Source organism: Nocardioides sp. L-11A, from assembly GCA_029961745.1.
Lineage (GTDB): Bacteria > Actinomycetota > Actinomycetes > Propionibacteriales > Nocardioidaceae > Nocardioides.
On sequence record CP124680.1, the window covers coordinates 3543476 to 3565158 of the forward strand.

24 protein-coding genes are annotated in these 21683 nt (G+C 69.8%); all 24 read right to left on the reverse strand.

The genetic code is table 11. From position 1 onward, the window contains the following. Nucleotide 1: 1 nt before the first annotated feature. Nucleotides 2–757 (reverse strand): hypothetical protein, encoded by a 756-nt coding sequence (locus QJ852_17035; protein WGX94857.1) that lies wholly within the window; start codon nucleotides 755–757, stop codon nucleotides 2–4. A 97-nt stretch (nucleotides 758–854) separates the two neighbouring features. Beyond that, nucleotides 855–2018, reverse strand: a complete 1164-nt coding sequence (locus QJ852_17040) for a hypothetical protein (GenBank protein WGX94858.1) — start codon at nucleotides 2016–2018, stop codon at nucleotides 855–857. Nucleotides 2019–2107: 89 nt separating this feature from the next. Further along, nucleotides 2108–2887, reverse strand: coding sequence for a hypothetical protein (locus QJ852_17045; GenBank protein ID WGX94859.1), 780 nt, complete (start codon nucleotides 2885–2887; stop codon nucleotides 2108–2110). Between the two features lie 277 nt (nucleotides 2888–3164). After that, nucleotides 3165–4208: an MCE family protein gene (locus QJ852_17050; GenBank protein ID WGX94860.1), complete on the reverse strand. Its 1044-nt coding sequence runs from the start codon at nucleotides 4206–4208 to the stop codon at nucleotides 3165–3167. Beyond that, nucleotides 4205–5317 carry an MCE family protein gene (locus QJ852_17055; protein WGX94861.1) on the reverse strand — a complete coding sequence of 371 codons (1113 nt, stop codon included), beginning with the start codon at nucleotides 5315–5317 and terminating at the stop codon, nucleotides 4205–4207. The genes QJ852_17050 and QJ852_17055 overlap by 4 nt, the downstream gene beginning before the upstream one ends. Before the next feature lies 1 nt (nucleotide 5318). Continuing rightward, complete coding sequence (locus tag QJ852_17060) at nucleotides 5319–6509, reverse strand: MCE family protein (GenBank protein WGX94862.1); 1191 nt, start codon at nucleotides 6507–6509, stop codon at nucleotides 5319–5321. After that, a complete protein-coding gene (locus QJ852_17065) occupies nucleotides 6506–7573 on the reverse strand; it encodes an MCE family protein (GenBank protein ID WGX94863.1) in 1068 nt (355 codons plus the stop codon). Before QJ852_17065 ends, QJ852_17060 begins: the two co-directional genes overlap by 4 nt. Further along, the gene (locus QJ852_17070) at nucleotides 7570–8658 is read right to left on the reverse strand and encodes an MCE family protein (protein ID WGX94864.1); all 1089 of its coding nucleotides are present in this window, start codon (nucleotides 8656–8658) and stop codon (nucleotides 7570–7572) included. Before QJ852_17070 ends, QJ852_17065 begins: the two co-directional genes overlap by 4 nt. Continuing rightward, entirely contained in the window at nucleotides 8655–9824 is a 1170-nt protein-coding gene (locus QJ852_17075) for an MCE family protein (GenBank protein ID WGX94865.1), read from the reverse strand. The genes QJ852_17070 and QJ852_17075 overlap by 4 nt, the downstream gene beginning before the upstream one ends. Further along, nucleotides 9825–10676 carry an ABC transporter permease gene (locus QJ852_17080; protein WGX94866.1) on the reverse strand — a complete coding sequence of 284 codons (852 nt, stop codon included), beginning with the start codon at nucleotides 10674–10676 and terminating at the stop codon, nucleotides 9825–9827. A 5-nt stretch (nucleotides 10677–10681) separates the two neighbouring features. Further along, the gene (locus tag QJ852_17085; GenBank protein ID WGX94867.1) at nucleotides 10682–11425 is read right to left on the reverse strand and encodes an ABC transporter permease; all 744 of its coding nucleotides are present in this window, start codon (nucleotides 11423–11425) and stop codon (nucleotides 10682–10684) included. A gap of 50 nt (nucleotides 11426–11475) precedes the next feature. Next, nucleotides 11476–12138 carry a hypothetical protein gene (locus tag QJ852_17090; GenBank protein ID WGX94868.1) on the reverse strand — a complete coding sequence of 221 codons (663 nt, stop codon included), beginning with the start codon at nucleotides 12136–12138 and terminating at the stop codon, nucleotides 11476–11478. Between the two features lie 74 nt (nucleotides 12139–12212). Then, on the reverse strand, nucleotides 12213–13112 hold the full coding sequence (locus tag QJ852_17095) for an ATP-binding cassette domain-containing protein (GenBank protein WGX94869.1): 900 nt from the start codon (nucleotides 13110–13112) through the stop codon (nucleotides 12213–12215). A gap of 333 nt (nucleotides 13113–13445) precedes the next feature. After that, a complete protein-coding gene (locus QJ852_17100; GenBank protein WGX94870.1) occupies nucleotides 13446–13898 on the reverse strand; it encodes a DUF2550 domain-containing protein in 453 nt (150 codons plus the stop codon). 18 nt (nucleotides 13899–13916) lie between these two features. Further along, nucleotides 13917–14321, reverse strand: coding sequence for a F0F1 ATP synthase subunit epsilon (locus QJ852_17105; protein ID WGX94871.1), 405 nt, complete (start codon nucleotides 14319–14321; stop codon nucleotides 13917–13919). Nucleotides 14322–14323: 2 nt separating this feature from the next. Continuing rightward, nucleotides 14324–15778: a F0F1 ATP synthase subunit beta gene (gene atpD / locus QJ852_17110; GenBank protein ID WGX94872.1), complete on the reverse strand. Its 1455-nt coding sequence runs from the start codon at nucleotides 15776–15778 to the stop codon at nucleotides 14324–14326. A 35-nt stretch (nucleotides 15779–15813) separates the two neighbouring features. Beyond that, nucleotides 15814–16728, reverse strand: coding sequence for a F0F1 ATP synthase subunit gamma (locus tag QJ852_17115; GenBank protein ID WGX94873.1), 915 nt, complete (start codon nucleotides 16726–16728; stop codon nucleotides 15814–15816). 3 nt (nucleotides 16729–16731) lie between these two features. Further along, nucleotides 16732–18369, reverse strand: a complete 1638-nt coding sequence (gene atpA / locus QJ852_17120; protein ID WGX94874.1) for a F0F1 ATP synthase subunit alpha — start codon at nucleotides 18367–18369, stop codon at nucleotides 16732–16734. A 50-nt stretch (nucleotides 18370–18419) separates the two neighbouring features. Then, on the reverse strand, nucleotides 18420–19226 hold the full coding sequence (locus tag QJ852_17125; protein WGX94875.1) for a F0F1 ATP synthase subunit delta: 807 nt from the start codon (nucleotides 19224–19226) through the stop codon (nucleotides 18420–18422). After that, a complete protein-coding gene (locus QJ852_17130; GenBank protein WGX94876.1) occupies nucleotides 19226–19789 on the reverse strand; it encodes a F0F1 ATP synthase subunit B in 564 nt (187 codons plus the stop codon). The genes QJ852_17125 and QJ852_17130 overlap by 1 nt, the downstream gene beginning before the upstream one ends. 45 nt (nucleotides 19790–19834) lie before the next feature. Then, nucleotides 19835–20053 carry an ATP synthase F0 subunit C gene (gene atpE / locus QJ852_17135; protein WGX94877.1) on the reverse strand — a complete coding sequence of 73 codons (219 nt, stop codon included), beginning with the start codon at nucleotides 20051–20053 and terminating at the stop codon, nucleotides 19835–19837. Between the two features lie 67 nt (nucleotides 20054–20120). Next, on the reverse strand, nucleotides 20121–20918 hold the full coding sequence (atpB, locus tag QJ852_17140; protein ID WGX94878.1) for a F0F1 ATP synthase subunit A: 798 nt from the start codon (nucleotides 20916–20918) through the stop codon (nucleotides 20121–20123). 16 nt (nucleotides 20919–20934) lie between these two features. Continuing rightward, complete coding sequence (locus QJ852_17145; GenBank protein WGX94879.1) at nucleotides 20935–21189, reverse strand: AtpZ/AtpI family protein; 255 nt, start codon at nucleotides 21187–21189, stop codon at nucleotides 20935–20937. 30 nt (nucleotides 21190–21219) lie between these two features. Beyond that, the gene (locus tag QJ852_17150) at nucleotides 21220–21666 is read right to left on the reverse strand and encodes a hypothetical protein (protein ID WGX94880.1); all 447 of its coding nucleotides are present in this window, start codon (nucleotides 21664–21666) and stop codon (nucleotides 21220–21222) included. Nucleotides 21667–21683: the final 17 nt, after the last annotated feature.

Consider the following 21683-nt stretch of genomic DNA (forward strand, 5'->3'; position numbering starts at 1 on the left):
ATCAGGGAACCCAGAGCAGGTCGGGGTGGTTGCTGGTCGCGCCCACCTCCCACAGCGTCGCGCTCGCGCTCTGCAGCACGGCCGCGGTCCCGGCACGGGGGCAGTCCGTGTTGTTGAGGGTCATCGACACGCCACCACCGGTCTTGGTCGCCACCCCGGTGCTACCGGTGTAGCTCCCCGGGACAGACAGCGCGCTGGTCGGTCCGACCAGCTTGCACGGCGGCGTCAGGTTGTTGTTGATGCCCGGCAGCTTCACCGCCACGGCCGTCACGGAGTTGGCCGGCACCGAGAGGCTCCCGGTCAGCGTCCCAGTGAAGTGAGCCGAGTTGACCGGGGGCGCCTCGGGCGTCTCGAAGGTGAGCGTCCACGGCTGCCCGTTGGTGGTGACCGTGACCTCGCCACCCTGCACCGACTCAACGCAGCTGCCGGTAGGGAAGGTCGCCGGCGGGGTGACCTGGATGCTCATTGTGTCGAGCTCCGGCGCGTGCGGGGTCGGGTCCGGCGCCGTGTAGGTGACACCGCTCGCGTCGGTGCAGGTCACCGTCGCCGGAGCGCCGTTGAACGTGCCGGTGAACACCAGGTCGGCCTCACCGGTGAACGACTTGCCGCTGGCGTCGACCCCGTTGGAGGCGAGGTTCCACTCGTTCGACGTGGTGGTCGCGCTCGCCGGAGCGAGTGCCAGGGCGGTGACCGTGGCGGTGGCGCTGAGCCCGACGCCGAGGGCGAGAGCCGTCTTCTTGACTGAGGTGTGCTTCATGTTGTCTTTCCTTTCGTAACCTACTCGGCCTGACCTGGTGTCAGGGCGAGATCGTGGGGGAACAGGGACATAGAGATCAGGTGGGGTGCCTCGCGGGTCAGCCGTCGAAGCCGAAGCCGTCGGGGACACCGTGGCGGAGGCCGACGGTGTCGACGGTGAGATCGATGCCGGCCTGGATCGCGCCAGGGGGCGTGTCGTAGCCGGGGAAGGGCCGCGTCGGGAGATAGGCGCCATAGATATCGAGGGTGGGCGGCGTCAGGGCCGTCGCAGGATCGAGGGGTGCCAGTTGACCCGAATAGATGTATGGCGACGAGCACAGACCACCCCCGATCGAGCCCGGCCAGGTCATCGTGACCGAGCCGACCGTCGCCCTACCTCCCTCGACCGCAGCGGCCAGACCCCGCGTCGGCAGGTAGTCGCGGGTCGGCAGGGTGGCAGCGAAGGCATACTCCGGCGTGTAGTAACGACCGAAGGTCCCCGGCCGCCAATCCGCTGGATCAGGAGAAAGGTTGCTCTGCACGGGAGCGAACGAGGCGGGCACGCGCCCGGGATCGGTGCCCAGGGCGATCTCCGTTGCCGCCGAGCAGACGTTGGTCCTGTCACCCTCCAGCCCGACGATAGCGAAGGCGGCCTCGACCGGCAGCGACGCGGCCATCTCCAGCGCGCCATTCTCAGCCAGCCCGGTCAGCGCGGCCGTGACCGCACCTCGCGGAGACAGCTCGATCTCCATGTCAGTGGCGGAGCCGGGGTAGGCGACCATGCTGTTGAACTGACCGACAGGCACCGGGTCGGTAGCGCTGGTTGAGACTCCGTGCCAGAAGCCCCGGCCACCCGGGCAAAGCACCACCCCGTCGGCGGGGATGTCGAACTCCATAGAGGGGATCTCGACCCAGCCAGCGACCCAGCCGGTCAGCCCGAAACCGCCGGCCTTCCACGGGTACTTCCCGGCCTCGGCCGCGCGCTGGGAGTAGCCACCAAGCACCCGGCCGTCGGTGAGCGCGATCCGGAACGGGAGCCGGTAGCCGTGGCCGCTGCCGTCGCCCGCATTGGACGCCTCGGGAACCCCCGGCGCCGCGCAGTTGACCCCGCCGGTGCGGAGCTGCTCCGGGCTCTCCAGGATCGTGTCTCCGGTGAAGAAGGACGGGATCACGAACGGGTCCGATGGGTTCGCGGCTGCGGCAACGCGGGACGGGGACGCCGGCCCCCTGGCGCTCGATGCCGGCGCCTGGGTCGCGGCAAGGCTCAGCGCGACGGTAGCCATCGCCGCGAGGGCGAGAGCCCGAGATCCGCGGCGGACGGCTCGGGTGGACACAGGGGCCTCCACGGCGTTTCGTCCCTTACGTGCGGCGATCACAGCGCGTCCTGGTAGACGGCGATCTTGGCGGTCAGGTCGATCGGCACCTTCGTGATCGGCAGGCCGGCCAGCCCGTCGATGCGCTCCGGCAGCGTCCCCGGACAGAACTTGTCGTGGTTGGCCACCCGGCCGACCGTGAAGTCCGTGCCCTTCAACGTCGCCTGCCCCTCGTAGGGCGGGCTGAGCATCGGACCGGTGATCACCGAGGTGGCGACGCCGGTGAACGGGAGGGCACATTCCAGCCCGAACAGGCCGGCTCGGCCCTCGAGCGCGACCGTGAGCTCGGCCTTGAACCCGTCACTGGAATCGCCCTCGCACGAGACGAGCGACGCCGTGGGCCGGGCCTGCATGGACACCGGGACGACCAGCGGGTTGCCGGGGATGATGTCGAAGACAGCGCGCACCGTGTTGACCTTCACCCCGTCGGCGGGGATCCGCAGCTCGCTCGAGACCGGGCACGGCGATCCCGGCGGGCTGGAGACCAGGCGCAGGACGCCGCACACGCTGACGTCCATGTCCTCGACCTTCAGCACACCAGCATCGATCGAGCCCTCCTCGATGCGCGCGACGAAGCCGTACTCCGTCGGCGGCGGATTGCGGGTCGGGCGACAGCCGGGCGGCACCTGGGGGGCTGCCGCCGGGGCGGCCACGCTCACGACCGCCGACCGCGGGCCGGCGGCGTCCGCAGGCAGGCTGAGGAGAGTGGCGCCGGCCACGAGAGCGATCAGCACGGCGTGGACGCGGATCCACACTCGGGTGCCGTCACCTGCCGCCACGTCTCCCCTCCTTGCGCCGAACCGGCCACGCCGCTCCTGCGGCGGCCGCCGTGTGTCACCGGTCACTTTTGCCACGCCCCCTATGCAACATCGTGTTACACGCATTGAAAAGCCCTTTGCCGGACCTTTTTTATATTTTTCTTATCCGCCGAATCAATTTTGGGCGCGATCCGCTAACTCACGATCCATGCCGAGAATTTGGGCCGCAATATCATCGATCACCCCCATGATTTCGATATCAATTTATGGATAAGACTCCGCCCTATCGCTCCTCATCTCAGTCCGGGCCACGCTGGAGCAGGCGCGGGCCCTTCGCACAGGCCTTGGGTACGGCGGTGCCGGAGGTCGATGGCACCGCCAGGGAACGGGTGCTGCACAGCGGCTGCCCGAGGTTCAGGGTCAGGTCGCCGTGGAAGACGCCGTCGCGAGCGACCTTGCTCAGGTCGTTGCTGACGCCGGGCAGGAGGTCGAAGAGCACCTGGATGGCGTCGGTGTTGCGGCTCAGGGCCGTGCCGATGGCGCCGGTGCCCTTCAGCAGCTCCTGGAACGGGCCGGTCTGGGTGCGGACCAGCTCCTCGATGTTGTCGGCGGCCTCGCCGCCGTCGATGAGCAGCTGCTCGAAGTCGGCGTCGTTGTCGGCGAACTGCTGGGCCAGGGTGTCGAAGGCGCTGACGATCTGGGCCAGCTGGGCCTGGGTGGCGTTGCCGGTGCGCAGCACGGTGAGTCCGTCCACGATCAGCTGCCGGGTGCCGGGCGCGGCCGCGGTCACGGCGTTGATCAGCCGCTGCCCGCCGACCACCAGGGTGCGCAGCTCGGGCGCCAGGCCGCTGAAGGCGTCGGCCATCAGGGTCTGCACAGTCTCCAGGTCCGCGGGGTCCAGGGAGCGCAACAGCGCGGCGCTGCTGGCCAGGGCCTCGCTGACAGTGGTCGGGACGGTGGCCGACGCGATGGTGCTGCCCTCGCGCAGCTGGGGCTCGGCCGCGCCGGTCGGGACCAGGTCCACATAGCTCTCCCCCAACGCTGAGAGCATGCGGACCCGGGCCTCGACCTGCTGCGGGATCGGCTGGTCGTCAGTCAGATTCAGCCGCAGCTGCACCCCGGTGGGGCTCACCGCGATCGAGGAGACCTTGCCGACCCCCACGCCGCGGTAGCTCACGTCGCTGTCCTCGAACAGCCCCGCCGCGCGGGGCACCTCCACGGCGACGGTGTAGTCGTCGTCGACCGGCGACCAGCCGATGATCTGCACGCCGATGTAGTAGAGGCCGACGAGCATCCCGAACACGATCCCGGCCAGCCGCGGGACCAGCGACGTGCGGCTCATGGCTGCCTCCCCTCGTCGAGACGACCTGACTCGAGCGGGCCCAGCGGTGTCATCAGCGACGTCGCCGGCGGACGGCCCGACAGCCGACCCGACACGGTGCCGCTCGCGGTCGACGGCGCCGAGCTGAAGTCGAGCTGCGCGGCGACCGACGTCCGGGCGTAGCCGTAGGCGGTGACCTGGGGCACCTGGTCGGCCAGGGTGCGGATGTTCTTGATCATCGGCGTGATCAGCTCGCGGGAGTCGACGATCTGCTGGACGACCGGGACCAGCCGCTTCAGCGCCCGGACGGTCTGCCTGCCACTGCGGGCGATGATCTGGTTGCCCGCGGCAGCGAAGCCGTCGAGCCCCTCGAGCAGCGTGGTGAAGTCGTCGTTGAGGTCGGCGAGTACGCCGATCGCCGGGGAGATCGCCTCGATCCCGTCGACCAGGACGTCGCTGTTGTCGTCGAGCTGCTTCGAGAGCCGGGCGACCTCGTCCAGCGCGCGGTCGATCGGGCCCAGGCCTCCGGCGAGCAGCTCCGCCGACTCCGCCAGCCGCGCGAGCAGCTGCTTGATCTGCGGCTCGTTGCCGGAGAACACGGCGTTGAGCTCCCGGGAGATCGAGTGCAGGTCGCCGACGCCGCCGCCGGTCAGCACGGTCGCGAACGCGCCGAGGGTGTCCTCGACCGTCGGCGCGGCCGCGGTGTCCTCGGCGTCGAGCGTGTCGCCGTCGCGCAGGAGCGCTCCTCCTCCCCCGCCCTCGGTCGGGCGGTGGATCTCGACGAACTGGTCGCCCAGCGGGTTGTCGAAGCGGACCTCGACCGTCGTCCCGGTGGGGATCTCCACCCCCGAGATGAAGCGCAGCTCGACCTCGGCGCGATAGCCGTCGACCTTCATCGTGCCGACCTCGCCGACGACCCGGGCCCCGTCGCGGACCTCGGCGTTGGCCGGGAGGTTGAGGACGTCGTCGAAGGACGCCGTGACGCTGTAGGTCTCCTCGCTGAGGCCGCCGGGCTTCGGCATGTCCTGCAGGCTGAGCGAGCAGCCGGACACGGTGACGGCGGCGATCAGCGCCCCGGCCACGAGGGCGGGGCGACCGCGCTTGGCCGTCGTCTGGTCAGTCAGTCGCATCTCAGCCTCCCAGTCCCGCGAGCGCCTGTCGGGTCCACGCCCCGGCATCGGGCGTGCCCTTCGGCTTGCTCAGCTCGTCGAGCCAGCGGTCGGCGCCGCAGGCGACATCGAGGACGGTGCGGTCGGCCGGGGCGGCGAGTGCCGCCGCCATCAACCGGAGCAGGCCGTCGCCACAGACGTCCGAGCGCACGACCGCCCCCGCGACCGGATCGAACCTGGCCCGGATCGCCTTGCCCTGCGGGGTGTCGACGACGGTGTTGCCGGCGTTGGACACGGCGAGGGGAAGGTTCCGCATCAGCCGGGTCAGCGCCTTCTGCTGCTTGCCCACCTCACCGGCGACGCCGGAGAGGCTGGTGATGGTGCCGGCCAGCTGGTCCTTGTTCTCCTTCACGAAGGTGTTGAGCTCGGCCAGCAGGTCCTGCAGGTTCGTGAGCACCGCGGTCACCTGCGGGGCGTCGCCCGCCACGGTGCTGCTCACCGACGCGAGGTTCTCGGCGAGGTTGCGGTACGTCGAGCTGACGCCCGCCGCGGCCGTGCTCAACTCGCCGAGGTCGGTCAGTCCCTGGGTCAGCGCGTCGCTGTCGGAGGCCGTCGCGTCGAGCGTGGTGCCCAGGTTGTCGACGAGCTCGTGGATCGTCGAGCCCTGCCCACCCATGCTCTCGGCCACCGCGGCCAGCACCCGGGAGAGCGAGCCGTCGGCATTGGCGCCCTCCGGCCCCAGGGTGCGCGAGAACTCCTCCAGGTTGTCGATGATCTGGTCGACCGACTGCGGCACCACGGTCCGGTCGATGCCGAGCCGGTCGCCGTCGTCGAGATGCGGACCCGAACCGGTGTATGCCGGAGCCAGCTCGATGAACCTGTCGTTGACGGCGTTGGGTGCCATCAGGAAGGCGCTGACGTCGGTCGGGAGCTGGTGGTCGCCGCTGATCTCCAACTCGACCTCGACACCCTTCGGGCCCGGATCGACCCGGGTCACCCGTCCGACCGGGACGCCCAGGATCTTCACGGAGTTGCCCTCGTAGACGCCTGGCGCCTCGGCGAAGGTCGCCGTCACCCGGTAGTCGTCGGGGCCCGAGGTCTGGCGCCAGATCAGCACCACGGCCAGCAGCAGCACCAGCGCGCCGGCCCCGGCGACGAGGAGGCTCCGGCTGCGCGGGAGCCTGGGCGGCCTCGGCAGTCGTCGGCGGCTCATGGACGGCACCCCACTCTCGGGTCGTTGGGCGCCGGGTAGGCGCCGGCGTCGGCGCACTGCTGGATGACGGCGTCGGGGATCAGCCCGTTGGGGGCGACGATGTCGACGAACCGCCCGGTGCCGGTGACCCGCGCGATGTTCCTGCTCAGCTGCTCCATCGCCGGGATCGCCTTGCCGAGGCTCTCGTTCTCGGTGGCCAGCGCCCGGGAGATCTGCTCCAGGTTGCGCAGCATCGGGCCGAGCTTGTCGCGGTTGACCTCGAGGATGCCGGCGATCTGCTTGCTGAGGTCGGCGGTGCCGCGCACCAGGCGGACGATCGCGTCGCGGCGCTCGTTGAGCACCGCCGCCAGCGCGTCGCCCTGGGAGACCAGGTTGACGATCACGTCGCTGCGGTCGTTGATGATGGCGATCAGGTCGCTCCCCGACGACACCAGCTCGGAGATCTTGTCGGCGTCCTCGGCGAGATTGCCGGCGAAGTCGTTGAGCCCGGTGAGTGCCTTGCCCACCGCGTCGGAGGAGGACGCCGACAGCGTCTCGGTCAGCACGTCCATGGCCTGCTGCAGCTGCGGGATGTCGGTCTGGTCCAGCTGCCCCGAGACCCGGCCCAGCTCGTTGACCAGGGTCCGGCTGGCGAAGGTGCGCTCGACCGGGATCGGCTTGCTCAGCGCGCCCGGTCCCGCGGGCTCGAGCGCGACGAACTGCGCGCCGAGGGGGTTGAGCACCTTGACCCGGGCCGCGGTGTCCTCGCCGAGGTCGACGTCGCTGTTGACCTCGAAGTCGATCCGGACCCGGTCGTCCTCCAGCACGATGCCGGTCACCTTGCCGACCCTGACACCGCGGACCTGCACGGTCTCCCCACCGGTCAGCCCGGAGGCGCTGGTGAAGTAGGCGGAGTAGTCGTCCTTGCTGGTGAGGAACGGCAGCCGGGTCAGGTTCAGCCCGAGCAGGATCAGCACGAGCAGCACCGCCGCCGCGATCGCCGCCACCTTGAGCGGGTCGCGGTCCGAGACCCGCCAGTCGTCGAGGTCGAAGTCGCGGACCTTCTTCAACATCGTCGCGGTCATCGGCACACCTTTCCGGCCCGTGCAGGGTCGCCGACCTGGCCCGACGGCAGCTCGAGGCCGACCGGGTCCTGCGGAGCGGGCAGTCCGGGGACGAGGGACAGGTTGAGCCGGCCCGTCGCCCGGAGGTCGAGGTTGCAGAGATAGACCTTCACGAACGAGCCCGAGTCCATGATCCGGTTGAGGTTGTCGACCAGGTCGGGGATGTCGCGCATCAGGTCGACGATCGCGCCGGAGCTCTTGGTCAGCACCGCCGAGGCCTCGGCGACGCCGTCGATGCCCTTGTTGATGGCCTCGGTCGACTCGCGGGTCAGCGCCGACGCGTCCTCCCCGAAGCGGGCCAGACCGTCGATGGTCGAGGCGAGCACCGAGCGCTGGTCGCTCAGGGTGCCCACCACGGAGCCGAAGTCGTCGATCATGCTGCCCAGCGCCTCCCCCTGCTCGTTGACGCTGGTGAGCAGGTCCGCGAGGCTCGTGATGACCGTGGAGATCACCTCCTTGCGACCGGCGAGGTGGGTGGTGATCGTGCCGACCTGCTCGACCAGGTTGGCCACCGTGCCGGACTCGCCCTGGAAGATGGCGACGATCGAGGCGGTCAGCTGGTTGACCTGTTCGGGGTCGAGCGCGTCGAAGAGCGGCTGGAAGCCGTCGAACACCGCGGTGAGGTCGACCGCCGGCAGGCTCTGGGACTCCGGGAGCGTGCCGCCCGGACGCAGCCGCTGCGCGGGCGCGCCCTCCGGCGGCACCAGCGCGAGATAGCGGCTCCCGATCAGGTTCGCGTAGCGGACGGCCGTGCGGGTGTTGGTGTGCAGCGCGTGTCCGCCGCTGACCACGAAGGTGACCTCGACGTCCTTGTCGCGCAGCTCGACGCCGGTCACCTTGCCGACCTCCAGGCCGGCGACGGTCACATCGTCGCCCGAGCGCAGTCCGGCGGCATCGGCGAGCCGCGCGTGGTACTTCTCGCCGTTGCGCTGGCCCAGGTCGAGCACCGACATGACCACGAAGACCGTCAGCAGCACCGAGATCACGACGAAGACGGCCACCGAGGCCAGCAGGCGCCCGGCGCGGGCGGGCCGGGTGCTGGTCATGGGGTGCTCCCCTCAGTCGAGCCGCCGGGACGGCGGCTGAACGAGCAGAGCGGCTCGGGGCAGCCCTGGTAGGTGGACGGGTTGGCGAAGCCGGGCCGGACCGCCTCGTTGAGCAGCCGGGCGAGCTGGTCGGCGTCGCCGCCGGCGGTCATCGCCAGCACCAGGTCGGCGGGGTTGCGCACCGACAGCGCGGCCATCCGGATGTCGGGCATGCCGTCGGCCAGTGCCGGCGCCCAGGTCGAGGCCCAGCTGTCGATGCCCTTGAGCATCTTGGTGATGACGTCGGGTCCCTGGGAGAGCGCCGCGAGCAGCGCCACGGCGCCGTCCACGGAGTCGGCGTAGGCGTCCATCGTGCTGCGCAGAAGCGCGGCGGACGTGGTCGAGAGCCGGGCGCCGTTGCTGACCAGCGAGCGGAACGAGTCGGCGTTCTCGCGGACGGTCGTCGCGGTGGTCGACGCGTTCTCGATCAGGGAGAGGAACTCGGGCGTGAGGTCGCTGAGGCCGCCCGCGAAGGTGGCCAGCTCACCGAGGTTCTCGACCAGCGTCGGCCACAGCGGCAGCATGATGCCGAGATAGTCGTTGGTGGCGACCAGGGTCTTGCCGAGCTCCGCGCCCTGGCCCTGCAGTGCGGTGGCCAGGCCGGACAGGCCGGCGTTCAGACGGGCGGGGCTGACCTCCTTGAGCACGTCGTTGAGCGCGACGAAGGTGCCCTGGAGCGAGGGGTTGCGCGAGGCGTCGTACGCCGGGACGACGGCATCGTCGGGCAGGCCGGCGGGGCCGCCGTCGTCGGTGGCCAGCAGCTGGACGTACTGGTTGCCGAAGATGGAGATCGGCCCGACGGTCGCGACGACGTCACGGGGAAGCTTGCCGAGCCACTTCCGGTCGATCCGGACCCGGACCTCCGGCGCCTCGTCCGTGGCGTCGCCGGTCCCGCTCCGCGCGGCCTCCACGACGGTGCCGACGCGCACGTCGCGGTAGGTCACCGGACTGTCGACGGCGACGACCGAGCTGGCCGGCGGGAGCTGGACGCGCAGGACCGGCGCGCCCGAGAACGCCCCGCCGAACTGGGCGAACACCAGTCCGCCGACCGTCAGCACGGCGACCGTGAAGACCACGCCCAGCCGGGCCAGCACCCGGGGGTTGCGGTAGAGCGCGTAGATGTCCATCTAGATCCGCACTCCGGTCGAGGTGCCCCAGAACAGCAGCGTCATCAGCATGTCGGCGACCGCGATGGTCACGATGCTGGCCCGGATCGCCCGGCCCGACGCCACGCCCACCCCCTCGGGGCCGCCCTCGGCGGTGAAGCCGTAGAAGCAGTGGATGAAGGTGATCATCAGGGCGAGCACCACGACTTTGAGCACCGAGAGGAACACATCGCCGGGATCGAGGAAGAGGAAGAAGTAGTGGTCGTAGGTGCCGGTGCCCTGGCCCGCGATGAGCTGCACGGTGAACTTCGAGGCGAAGTAGGCGCCGGACAGCGTGACCAGGTAGAGCGGCACCACGAAGATGCTGACCGCGATCAGCCGGGTGGTCACGAGGTACTCCATGCTGGAGACCGCCATCGTGTCCATCGCGTCGATCTCGCCGCTGATCCGCATCGCGCCGAGCTGCGCGGTGAAGCGGCAGCCCATCTGGGCGGCCAGCCCGAAGGCCGTGATCAGCGGTGCCAGCTCACGGGTGTTGCCGACCGCGGCGACCAGACCCGAGAGGGGTGCCAGGCCGACGATGCTGAGGCCCTCCATCCCCTCCAGACCGAGCTGGACGCCGATCACGGCCGACAGCAGCGCCGACACGAACACCGTGCTCGCGGCGACCGTGAGCAGGCCCTTGCCGAAGGCGATCTCGGCGAGCAGGCGCCATACCTCGTGGCGGTAGCGACGCAGGGCCATCGGGATGGTGACGACGGCGTGGATGCAGAAGAGCAGCATGGTGCCCTGGCGGCGCAGGTTGCCGGTGAACGCACGCACGAGCATCCCGCCCCAGCGTGGTCCGGTGCGCGGCAGCAGTGAGGTCGCCATCGTCCTCACCCCACTCTCGGCGGCGCGGCCAGCAGGAAGATCTGGCTCACGACGAGGTTGATGACGAACAGCAGGACGCCGGTGAGCACCACCGAGCGGTTGACCGCGTCACCGACCCCCGCGGGACCGTGCTGGGCATTGAGCCCCTGGTACGACGCGACGAGCGCGGCCACCAGGCCGAACAGGGCTGCCTTGACGGTCGACTCGATCAGGTCGGCCGGCTGGGAGAAGGCACTGAACGAGTGCAGGAAGCCGCCGGCGGTGCTGTTGAGCAGGTAGACCGCCGAGAGGTATCCGCTGATGATGCCGACGAAGGCGACGACCCCGTTGAGCAGGACGCTGACCAGCATGGTGGCGAGGATCCGCGGTGCGACCAGGCGCTCGAGCGGATCGACCGCCATCACCCGCATCGCCGCGATCTCGCTGCGGATCGCCCGGGAGCCGAGGTCGGCGCAGATGGCCGAGCCACCGGCGCCGGCGAGGACGATGCCGCTGATGATCGGCGCCGCCTGGCGCACGGTGCCCACCGAGTTGACGCCACCGACCAGCGACGCGGCGCCGACCTGGCTGGTCAGTCCGCCGACGGTCAGCACCAGCACGAGCCCGAAGGGGATCGCGATCAGGATCGTCGGGAGCAGCGCCACCGAGGCGAGGAACCGGGTCTGCAGCAGGAACTCCCACCAGGAGAAGCGGCGTCGGACCAGCGCCCGCACCGTGACGGTGCACGAGTCCACGAACATGGCGACCATGCCGCCGAAGCTGCGTGCGCTCTCTCCGAGCGCGGGGACGTTCCCACTCCTCACAGCAGGTCCACGCTGTCGAGCAGCCAGGAGTCGCCGTGGCGGACCAGGTGCAGGCGCAGGCGGCTGGCCTGGCTGGTCGCCTCCTCGCTCTGCTTGCTGCTCGCCGACTGGTCGGCGAACACCAGCACGGTGGCCAGGTCGCCGTCGACCTTCTGCACCGCCGCATCCACCACACTGCCCGAGGCCGTGGCCTCCAGCTGGGTGAACATCGGCGCGAGTGTCTTGTTGGTCTCGGCGAACTTCTGCTGGAAGGCGTCGGTCGTGCCCTGCTCCAACAGGCGCTGCTGCGCCTCGAGGTCGCGGTAGTCGTAGGTCGTCAGCGCGACGGCCAGCTCGCGGGCCCGCTCGAGCACCTCGGCCCGGTCGGTCTGCGCCGCGCTCAGGCGGTCGACCTCCGCGCGGCTGTCGTCGAGGCGCAGCCAGAGGTAGCCGACCGCCGCGACGAGGAGCAGGACCAGCAGCACCACCGCCACCAGGGGCGTCCGCCGTCCGAACGGGGAGGAGGCGACGGGCGGCTCGGCCGGAGGGATCCCGTCGGCACCGTCCGGGGCAGCGCCCTCGGGGGCCGACGCGGCCGGGACGTCGGCCTCCTCGGCGGTCTCCTCGACCGCGGGCTTGCTGGTGACCAGCCGCTTCTTGGTGATGACGCTCGTAGACATGGCTCTCCCTTGGGGTCGACGGAACATCGAAGGACGCGCTGCGATCGGGGCCAGCGCTGAAATCAGTGCTGCGATCAGGCGGTGTAGAGCTCGTCGGCGAAGTCGGTCTCGGCGTCGACCATCTCGTCCATGCCGATGGGACCGCGGGCGCGGCCGGCGAAGAACTGCTCCACGATCGGTCGGTCGCTGGCGAGGACCTCGTCGGCGGGCCCGAAGGCGACCAGCTTGGAGCGGAACAGCATGCCGATGTGGTCGGCAGTGCGGCGCACCGAGTCGATGTTGTGGGTGATCACGAAGAAGGTGCACCCGGTCACGGCCTGGACCGACTTCATCAGGTCGTCGAGGTGGGCGACCCGGACCGGGTCGAGTCCGGAGTCGGGCTCGTCGAAGAAGACGATCTCCGGGTCCAGCGCCAGCGCCCGGGCGAGGCCGGCGCGCTTCTTCATGCCGCCGGAGACCTCGCCGGGCATCTTGCCGAGGTGCTTGACCAGTCCGACCATGTCGGCCTTGGTGTGCACGATCTCGCGCACCTGCTCCTCGGAGAGGTCGGTGTGCTCGCGCAACGGGAAGGCGATGTTGTCGTAGAGGCTGATCGAGCCGAACAGCGCGCCGTCCTGGAAGAGCACGCCGAACTTGCGGCGGACCCGCATCAGGTCGCGGTGGCGCATGCCGACGATCGGCTCGCCGTCGACGTAGATCTGGCCCTGCTCGGGCGGGTACATCCCGATGATGGTGTTGAGCAGGACCGACTTGCCGGTGCCCGACGGGCCGAGCACGGAGGTGATCTGCCCACGGGCCACGTCGAAGCTGACGTCGTCGAGCACCTGCATGGGTCCGAAGGACTTGCTGACGCCCCGGAGGGCGATGACGGCGTCGGGGGCGATCCCCGCGGCCGAGGCCGCGTCGCTGTCGGGGTTTGCTGCCGCGGGGCCAACCGCGGTGTCAAGCTGGGTGAGTGGCATTCCGGTCGTCACTGAGGGGCCCTCCGGTGAGCGGGTTGTGCACGGCTCGCATCGGGGCTCCTGCTTCCCCGGGCGGACCGTGCCTTCGCCGTTCGCTCTCCCTTTCGAACGGCGAGTGCAACTGCCAGTTGTAACAAGCTGTTACACGTCGCCCCCACCCCACACCAGTCGGGGCCGTGTGTCAAGCGTCACCTGGGGGTGATACCGGAAAGGTCACCACAAGTTGTCACCTGAGCGCCAGATTCTCGCTCGAACATGAATAGGTGTCGGGTTTCTGTTCGCCGTGGCGAGGAGGGTGCCCGGACACGACGAAGCGCGGCCGCCGATGGCGACCGCGCTTCGTTCTCACAGGCCCTTCGTCCGGTTCCAGTCGGTCCCGGGAGGCTGCGCCTCCAACCAGGCCTGGAAGCCGGTGAGCGAGGAGACGCTCATGGCGAGCTCGACGAGCCCGTCGGGCGACTGGCAGCGGATGACCAGGTGATCGGGATAGAGCGAGGCCTGCTCCGTCCCGGCCGGCTCGCGACGGCCGTCGTAGGAGAGCTCGTCGCGCCGCCAGGAGCGCCGCGGGCGCCGGGACAGCGTGAACACCCGGAACCACTCCAGCCGCTCGCCGGAGTAGCGGCCCAGGCCCAGGACCCAGCCCCGCTCGGGGGTCGTGGCGCGCAGCCGGTGGCTCAGCTCGAAGGTGCCGCCGTCCCGGGAGAGCAGACGGCGCCGGACGATGAGTCCGACGCCGTACAGCACACACAGGAGCAGGAGCACGCCACAGATGTCGAGCAGCCACTCCCACCATGCCATCTGCGTATCAGTGACTTCCTACGCGACCATCTCCGCGGCGCGGATCCGCGCCTCGGCGTGCCGGACCCGCTGCTCGGCCTCGTTGCTCGAGTCGAGCAGGCGCTTGGCCTCCTCGAGGTCGATCCGGGCCTGGTCGACCTCGATGTCCTCGGCCCGCTCGACGCGCTCGGCCAGGATCGAGACCCGGTCGCCCGCCACCGAGAGGAAGCCGCCGTCGACGGCGACGACCACGAGCTGGTTCTTGTCCGCCACCTGGATCTCGACCACCGAGGCCGAGAGCAGCGAGAGCGTCGGCGCGTGGCCGCGCAGCACACCGATATCGCCCTCGACCGTGCGCGCGATGATCATCGCCGCCTCACCGGACCACACGGTCCGGTCGGCAGCGACGAGCTCGACGTGCAGGTGCTCGACCGTGTCCGCCATGATCAGAGGCTCTTCTGGATCTCGGCCCAGTTGCGCTCGACGTCGTCGAGACCACCGCACATGAAGAAGGCCTGCTCGGCGACGTGGTCGTACTCACCGTCGGCGATCTTGTTGAACGCCTCGATGGTCTCGGCCACCGGAACGGTCGAGCCCTCGATGCCGGTGAACTGCTTGGCGACGTAGGTGTTCTGCGACAGGAACCGCTGGATACGACGCGCGCGGGAGACGATGATCTTGTCTTCCTCGGAGAGCTCGTCGACACCGAGGATCGCGATGATGTCCTGGAGCTCCTTGTTGCGCTGCAGGATCTGCTTGATCCGGATCGCGCAGTCGTAGTGCGCCTGACCGATGTACTGCGGGTCGAGGATCCGTGAGGTCGAGGTCAGCGGGTCGACGGCCGGGTAGATGCCCAGCGACGCGATCTCACGGGAGAGCTCGGTCGTCGCGTCGAGGTGCGCGAAGGTCGCGGCCGGGGCCGGGTCGGTGTAGTCGTCCGCGGGGACGTAGATCGCCTGCATCGAGGTGATCGAGCGACCGCGGGTCGAGGTGATCCGCTCCTGCAGCGTGCCCATCTCGTCGGCGAGGTTGGGCTGGTAGCCCACCGCGGACGGCATCCGGCCGAGCAGGGTCGACACCTCGGAGCCCGCCTGGGTGAACCGGAAGATGTTGTCGATGAACAGCAGCACGTCCTGGCCCTGGACGTCGCGGAAGTACTCCGCCATCGTCAGGGCGGACAGGGCCACGCGCAGACGCGTGCCCGGCGGCTCGTCCATCTGGCCGAAGACCAGGGCGACCTTGTCGAAGACGCCGGCCTCCTGCATCTCGACGATGAGGTCGTTGCCCTCACGGGTGCGCTCGCCGACACCGGCGAACACCGACACACCACCGTGGTTCTTGGCGACGCGCGCGATCATCTCCTGGATGAGCACGGTCTTGCCGACGCCGGCACCACCGAACAGGCCGATCTTTCCACCGGTGACGTACGGCGCCAGCAGGTCGATGACCTTGATGCCGGTCTCGAACATCTGGGTCTTCGACTCCAGCTGGTCGAAGGCCGGCGCCTTGCGGTGGATGCCCCAGCGCTCGTTGACCTCGACCGTCTCGCCCTCGGCGAGGTTGAGGAAGTCACCGGTCGCGTTGAAGACCTTGCCCAGGGTGACGTCGCCGACCGGCACCGAGATCGGGCTGCCGGTGTCGGACACGCTCTGGCCACGGACCAGGCCGTCGGTGGGCTTGAGGGAGATGGCGCGGACCATGCCGTCGCCGATGTGCTGGGCCACCTCGAGCGGCAGGACCGAGGTCTCGCCGTCGAGGGTGATCTCGGCCTCGAGCTTGTTGTAGATGTCGGGCATCGCGTCGGTCGGGAACTCGATGTCCACGACCGGGCCGATGACCCGAGCGATCCGACCCACCGAGGCCGCACCGCTGGCGGTGGTCTCTTCAACCGTTGCAGTCATGTCTTACTCCGTTTGGTGTTTTCTCTGGTGGTGGATCAGTCGTTCGCAGCCTGGGCGTCGGCGAGCGCGTTGACGCCGCCGACGATCTCGCTGATCTCCTGCGTGATGCCCGCCTGGCGCGCCTGGTTGGCGATCCGGGTGAGCTTCTTGATCAGCTCCTCGGCATTGTCCGTCGCCGACTTCATCGCCTTCTGGCGCGCTGCGAGCTCGGAGGCCGCAGCCTGCAGGAGAGCGTAGAAGATCCGGCTCTGGACGTACTGCGGCAGCAGGCCGTCGAGGACCTGCGCAGCCGACGGCTCGAACTCGTAGAGCGGCAGCAGCTCGTCGGCCTCGGGGGCCTCCTCGCCCTCGACGACCTCGAGCGGCAGCAGCCGGATCGCGGTCGGCTCCTGGGTGAGCATCGAGCGGAACCGGGTGTAGACGACGTGGACCTCGTCGACGTCGCCCTCCTCGCCCTGCTCCTTGAGGAACGCCTCGATCAGCGCGGAGCCGATCTCGGCGGCGTGCTCGTAGGTCGGCTGGTCGGAGAAGCCGGTCCAGGCACGGACGAAGGGACGCTGGCGGAACTTGAAGTACGCCTCCGCCTTGCGGCCGGCGAGGTAGAAGTCCAGCTCCTTGCCCTCGCCGCGCAGCCGCTCGGCGAGCCGCTCGGTCTCCTTGATGACGCTCGAGGAGTAGGCGCCGGCGAGACCGCGGTCGCTGGTGATGACCAGCACGGCGGCCCGCTTGGGGTTCTCCTCCTCCCGCGTCAGCGGGTGGTCGACGTTGGAGAACGTCGCCACCGCCGACACGGCGCGGGTCAGCTCCCGGGCGTACGGCGCTGCCGCCGCGGCCCGCTGCTGCGCCTTGATGATCCGGGACGCAGCGATGAGCTCCATGGCGCGCGTGATCTTCTTCATCGACTCCGTCGACTTGATCCGCGCGCGGTACTCACGCAGCGATACGGCCATGCGTCAGCCCCGCTTCTGCTTGACGATCTGCTCCTGCTCGAGCTCGTCGTCGGCGAGCGCCTCGGCCTCGGGCTCGTGCCCGACCTTGATGCTGCCGCCGTCGGAGGTCTCGAACTGGCTCAGGAAGGAGTCGTAGGCGGCGGCGAGGCCGTCCTCGTCCTCGAACTTCTGGGTCTCGCGGATGGCGGCCAGCAGACCGTCGTGCGAGCGGCGCAGGTAGTCGAGGAACTCGCTCTCGAAGCGGAGCACGTCTCCGGTGTCGACGGCGTCGAGGCGGCCGGAGGTGCCCAGCCACAGCGAGACGGTCATCTCCTCGAGCGGGTACGGCGAGTAGGCCGGCTGCTTGAGGAGCGCCATCAGCCGCTGACCGCGGGCCAGCTGCTGCTTCGACGCGGCGTCGAGGTCGGAGGCGAACATCGCGAAGGCCTCCATCGCGCGGTACTGCGCGAGGTCGACCTTGAGCGAGCCGGTGACGGCCTTCATCGCCTTGGTCATCGCCGCGCCACCGACGCGGGAGACCGAGATGCCGACGTCGATCGCGGGCCGCTGGTTGGCCGCGAACAGGTCGGACTGCAGGAAGATCTGGCCGTCGGTGATCGAGATGACGTTGGTCGGGATGAACGCCGAGACGTCGTTGGCCTTGGTCTCGATGATCGGCAGACCGGTCATCGAGCCGGCGCCGAGCTCGTCGGACAGCTTCGCGCAGCGCTCCAGCAGGCGGGAGTGCAGGTAGAAGACGTCACCCGGGTACGCCTCGCGGCCCGGCGGGCGGCGCAGCAGCAGCGACACGGCACGGTAGGCCTCGGCCTGCTTGGTCAGGTCGTCGAACACGATGAGGACGTGCTTGCCCTGGTACATCCAGTGCTGGCCGATGGCCGAGCCGGTGTAGGGGGCGAGGTACTTGAAGCCCGCGCTGTCGGACGCCGGAGCCGCCACGATCGTGGTGTAGTCCAGCGCGCCGGCCTCCTCGAGGGCACCCCGCACGGAGGCGATGGTCGAGCCCTTCTGGCCGATGGCGACGTAGATGCAGCGGACCTGCTTCGACGGGTCGCCGGACTCCCAGTTCTGCTTCTGGTTGATGATCGTGTCGATCGCGACCGTGGTCTTGCCGGTCGCGCGGTCGCCGATGATCAGCTGACGCTGGCCACGGCCGATCGGGGTCATCGAGTCGATCGCCTTGATGCCGGTGGCGAGCGGCTCGTGGACCGACTTGCGCATCATCACGCCGGGAGCCTGGAGCTCCAGCGCGCGGCGACCCTCGGTCGCGATGTCGCCGAGGCCGTCGATCGGCTTGCCGAGCGGGTCGACCACGCGGCCGAGGTAGCCCTCGCCCACGGGGACCGAGAGGATCTCACCGGTCCGGCGGACCGTCTGGCCCTCCTCGATCTTGTCGAAGTCACCGAGGATGACGACACCGATCTCGCGGTCCTCGAGGTTCAGCGCGAGGCCGAGCGTGCCGTCCTCGAACTCGAGGAGCTCGTTGGCCATGGCCGACGGGAGGCCCGCCACGCGGGCGATGCCGTCCGCGGCGGAGGCGACGGTGCCGACCTCCTCCTTGCTGGCGGCCGCGGGCTGGAAGTCCGCGACGTACTTGGCGAGGGCGTCGCGGATCTCGTCCGGACGGATGGAGAGTTCCGTCATCTCAGGTGCCTTCTCTCTTCTCTGCTGCTCTAAGTCTGGTGGGGTGCCGGTCAGCCGGCGATCTTGCGGCGAGCGTCGTCCAGGCGGCTGAGGACCGTGCCGTCGATCACGTCGTCGCCGATCTCGATCCTGATGCCACCCAGGACCTCGGCGTCCACGACGATGTTGAGATGCACCGGGCGGCCGTACTGGCGCGTCAGTGCAGAGGCGAGGCGCTGCTGGTCGGCGTCGGTCAGCGGGCGGGCGACGTGGACCGTGGCCACACCCTCGCCCTGCACCTGCGCCGCGGTGCGCTCGTAGTCCTCGAGCGCCGCGGTGACGGTCCGGTAGGAGCCGGACAGGGCCTGCTTGACCAGCTGCCCGGTCGCCGGGAGCACCTTGCCGCTGAGCAGGGTGTCGACGAGGGCGGCCTTGTCGGCGACCGAGCGCACCGGGTCGGACAGCGCGTTGCGCAGGTCGCTGTTGCCGGTCACCAGCTGGCGCACGGCGAACAGCTCGTCGATCAGCCGGGCCGCCTCGAGCCCCGCGGACCGGACGGCAGCGACGACCCCGAGCTGCTCCAGGGCGTCGGCGAGGTCGCGGGTGCGGGTCCAGCGCCGGCCCGCCGCGTCACGCAGCAGGCCGAGGGTGGCCGCGTCGACCTTGCCCGTGAAGAGATCGCCGACCAGGCCCGAGCGGGCCGCGGCCGGGACCGACTGGTCGGTGACGACGCGGCGCAGCGACGCCTCGCCGCGCACCGTGCCGGCGGCGGCGAACAGGTCGCCCGCCACCACCGAGGCCGACGCCTCGGCCACCCCACCGACCTGGTCGGTGAGGGCGGCCATGGCGTCCGCGGAGGCGCCACGGAAGGAGACCATCAGGCGTCCTTGCCCGCGTCGGCAGCGTCGACCGTCTCGAGGTCGGCGAGGAAGCGCTCGATGACCCGCGCCTGACGCGCGTCGTCCTCGAGCGACTCGCCCACGATCCGGCCGGCGAGGCCGGTCGCGAGGGTGCCGACCTCGGCCCGGAGCGAGGTGACCGCCTGCTGGCGCTCGGCCTCGATCTGGACCTTGCCGTGCTCGATGATGCGGGCGGACTCGGCCTGGGCCTGCTCCCGCATCTCGGCCACGATCGCGGCACCCTGCTCACGCGCCTCCTCGCGGATGCGTGCGGCCTCGTGACGGGCGTCGGCCAGCTGCTGCTCGAGCTCGGCCAACTTGGCGTCCGCCTCGGCCTGCTTGGTCGCAGCCGCGGCGATGCCGCCCTCGATCGCCGCCGACCGCTCGGCGAACGTCGTCTCGAAGTTCGGGACGACGAACTTCTTGATGAGGAAGAAGAGGATCGCGAACACCACGAGGGCGAGAACGACCTCGATCCACTCGGGGAGGAGCGGGTTGTGCTCCTCGCCCTCAGCGGCGGCGATCACCAAAAGAGACTTCATGGACCTGACCTAGATCTCGAGCTGACAGGAGGCGGCCGGTACGGCTCAGGTGTTGCTGGCCTTGAGGACGAACGCGAGGGCGATACCGATGATGGCGAGCGCCTCGGCGAGCGCGAAGCCGAGGATCGCGATCGACTGGAGGCGGCTCTGCGCCTCGGGCTGGCGGGCAACGCCGTTGATGTACGCGGCGAAGATGAGACCGATGCCGATACCCGGGCCGATGGCGGCCAGGCCGTAACCGATCATGTTGAGAGAGCCACCCATGGCTACTTTCCTTTCGGGTTGTTTTCTCGTGTGAGAACTGTGGGGTTGTGGTGGGACAGGGACTGCGTCAGTGCTCGTCGGCGAGCGCGCCCTGGATGTACATGGCGTTGAGCAGGGCGAACACGTAGGCCTGCAGGAACTGGACCAGGATCTCCAGGAAGAAGACCAGGATCGCCAGCAGCCAGGCCACCGGGCCGGCGATGTAGCCGACGCCCCCGACGTGCTGGATGAGGTAGAGGCCGCCGGTGGCGAACAGCGCGACCAGGATGTGGCCCGCGAACAGGTTGCAGAACAGACGCAGGGCCAGGGTCACCGGGCGGACCAGGATGTTGGAGAAGAACTCCAGCGGGACCAGCAGCGGGTACATCACGGGGCTCACGCCGGAGGGGATGCACTGCAGCTTGAGGTAGCCGAGCAGGCCGTGCTTGTGCACACCGACCGCGTTGTAGACCACCCAGGAGACTCCGGCCAGGGCATAGGCCATGCCCGCCCGGCTGAAGCTCGGGAACTGGATGAACGGCACGGTGCCGAACAGGTTGTTGACCAGGATGAAGAAGAAGACCGTGACGAGATAGGGCACGAACTTCTGGAAGTCGTGGCTGCCGATGATGTCGCGCGCGACGCCGTTGCGGACGAAGCCGTAGGCGCCCTCGCCGGCGAACTGCAGCTTGCCCGGGACCAGGGCCCGCTTGCGCGAGGAGAGGTAGAAGAAGGTGAACACGATGATCGCGGCCAGGACGAGCAGCGCCATCGGCTTGGTCACATCGGTCCCGGCGATGCCGGGGAGCTCGAAGAGGCTGGGGCCCGGGGCGTTGAACCCGTCCCCACTCTCGGCGGCGATGGTGGCGCTGGCTGCGATGGTCACCAGGTCTCCTCTGCGGTCACTGCTCGTCGGTACTGTCGGGCTTGGGGCTGTGCGGCGAATCTGGTGAGCCGGGCGGCATCGTGCGGAACCGCTTGGCCGTCATGTAGATCCCCAGCGCGGCACCCGCGAGAATGCCGACCGCAACGAGGAACGTGGTGCCCAGCCAGCGATCCGCGAGCCAACCGAGGAAGCCGTAGAACGCGACCCCGGCCACGACGTAGCCGAACGCATGCCACGGGTCGCCCTGGGGCTTCTCCTCGGGCTGACTCATTGCGACCCGGACAATAGCAGTCGGCTCGGGTCATCGCGCACCGCCCTCCACCGGGGCCACGGGCCGCGGCTCGAAGGCCGGGATCCGGGCCGTCGTGGCCAGCACGATCTGCACCGTCATCCACACGAAGACGCCCGCGATGATGGCGATGCCGACCCACATGCTGTCCAGCGCGCCGTCGAGCAGACCGGACTCGTTGAGCGCCACGAAGACCAGCGCCATAGCCACCACTTGGAAGGCGTAGGTCACCATCGCGAACAGCAGCGCGGCCGTCGGCATCAGCCGGGAGACGGCGTCGACGGCGAAGGCCCCGAAGGCCAGGACGCCGACCGCGATCGCTCCCCCGACGGCCGCCCCCGCGGCGGCGTCGGAGCCGCCGGCGACGGCGCCCACCACGACGAGCGCGACCGCGCCGAGCACGGAGGCGAAGGCCGCGCGCAGCACCACGGGGGGTGTTCGTCGGGCTTCGGTCGTCATCGTCGGCGGCCGTCCTG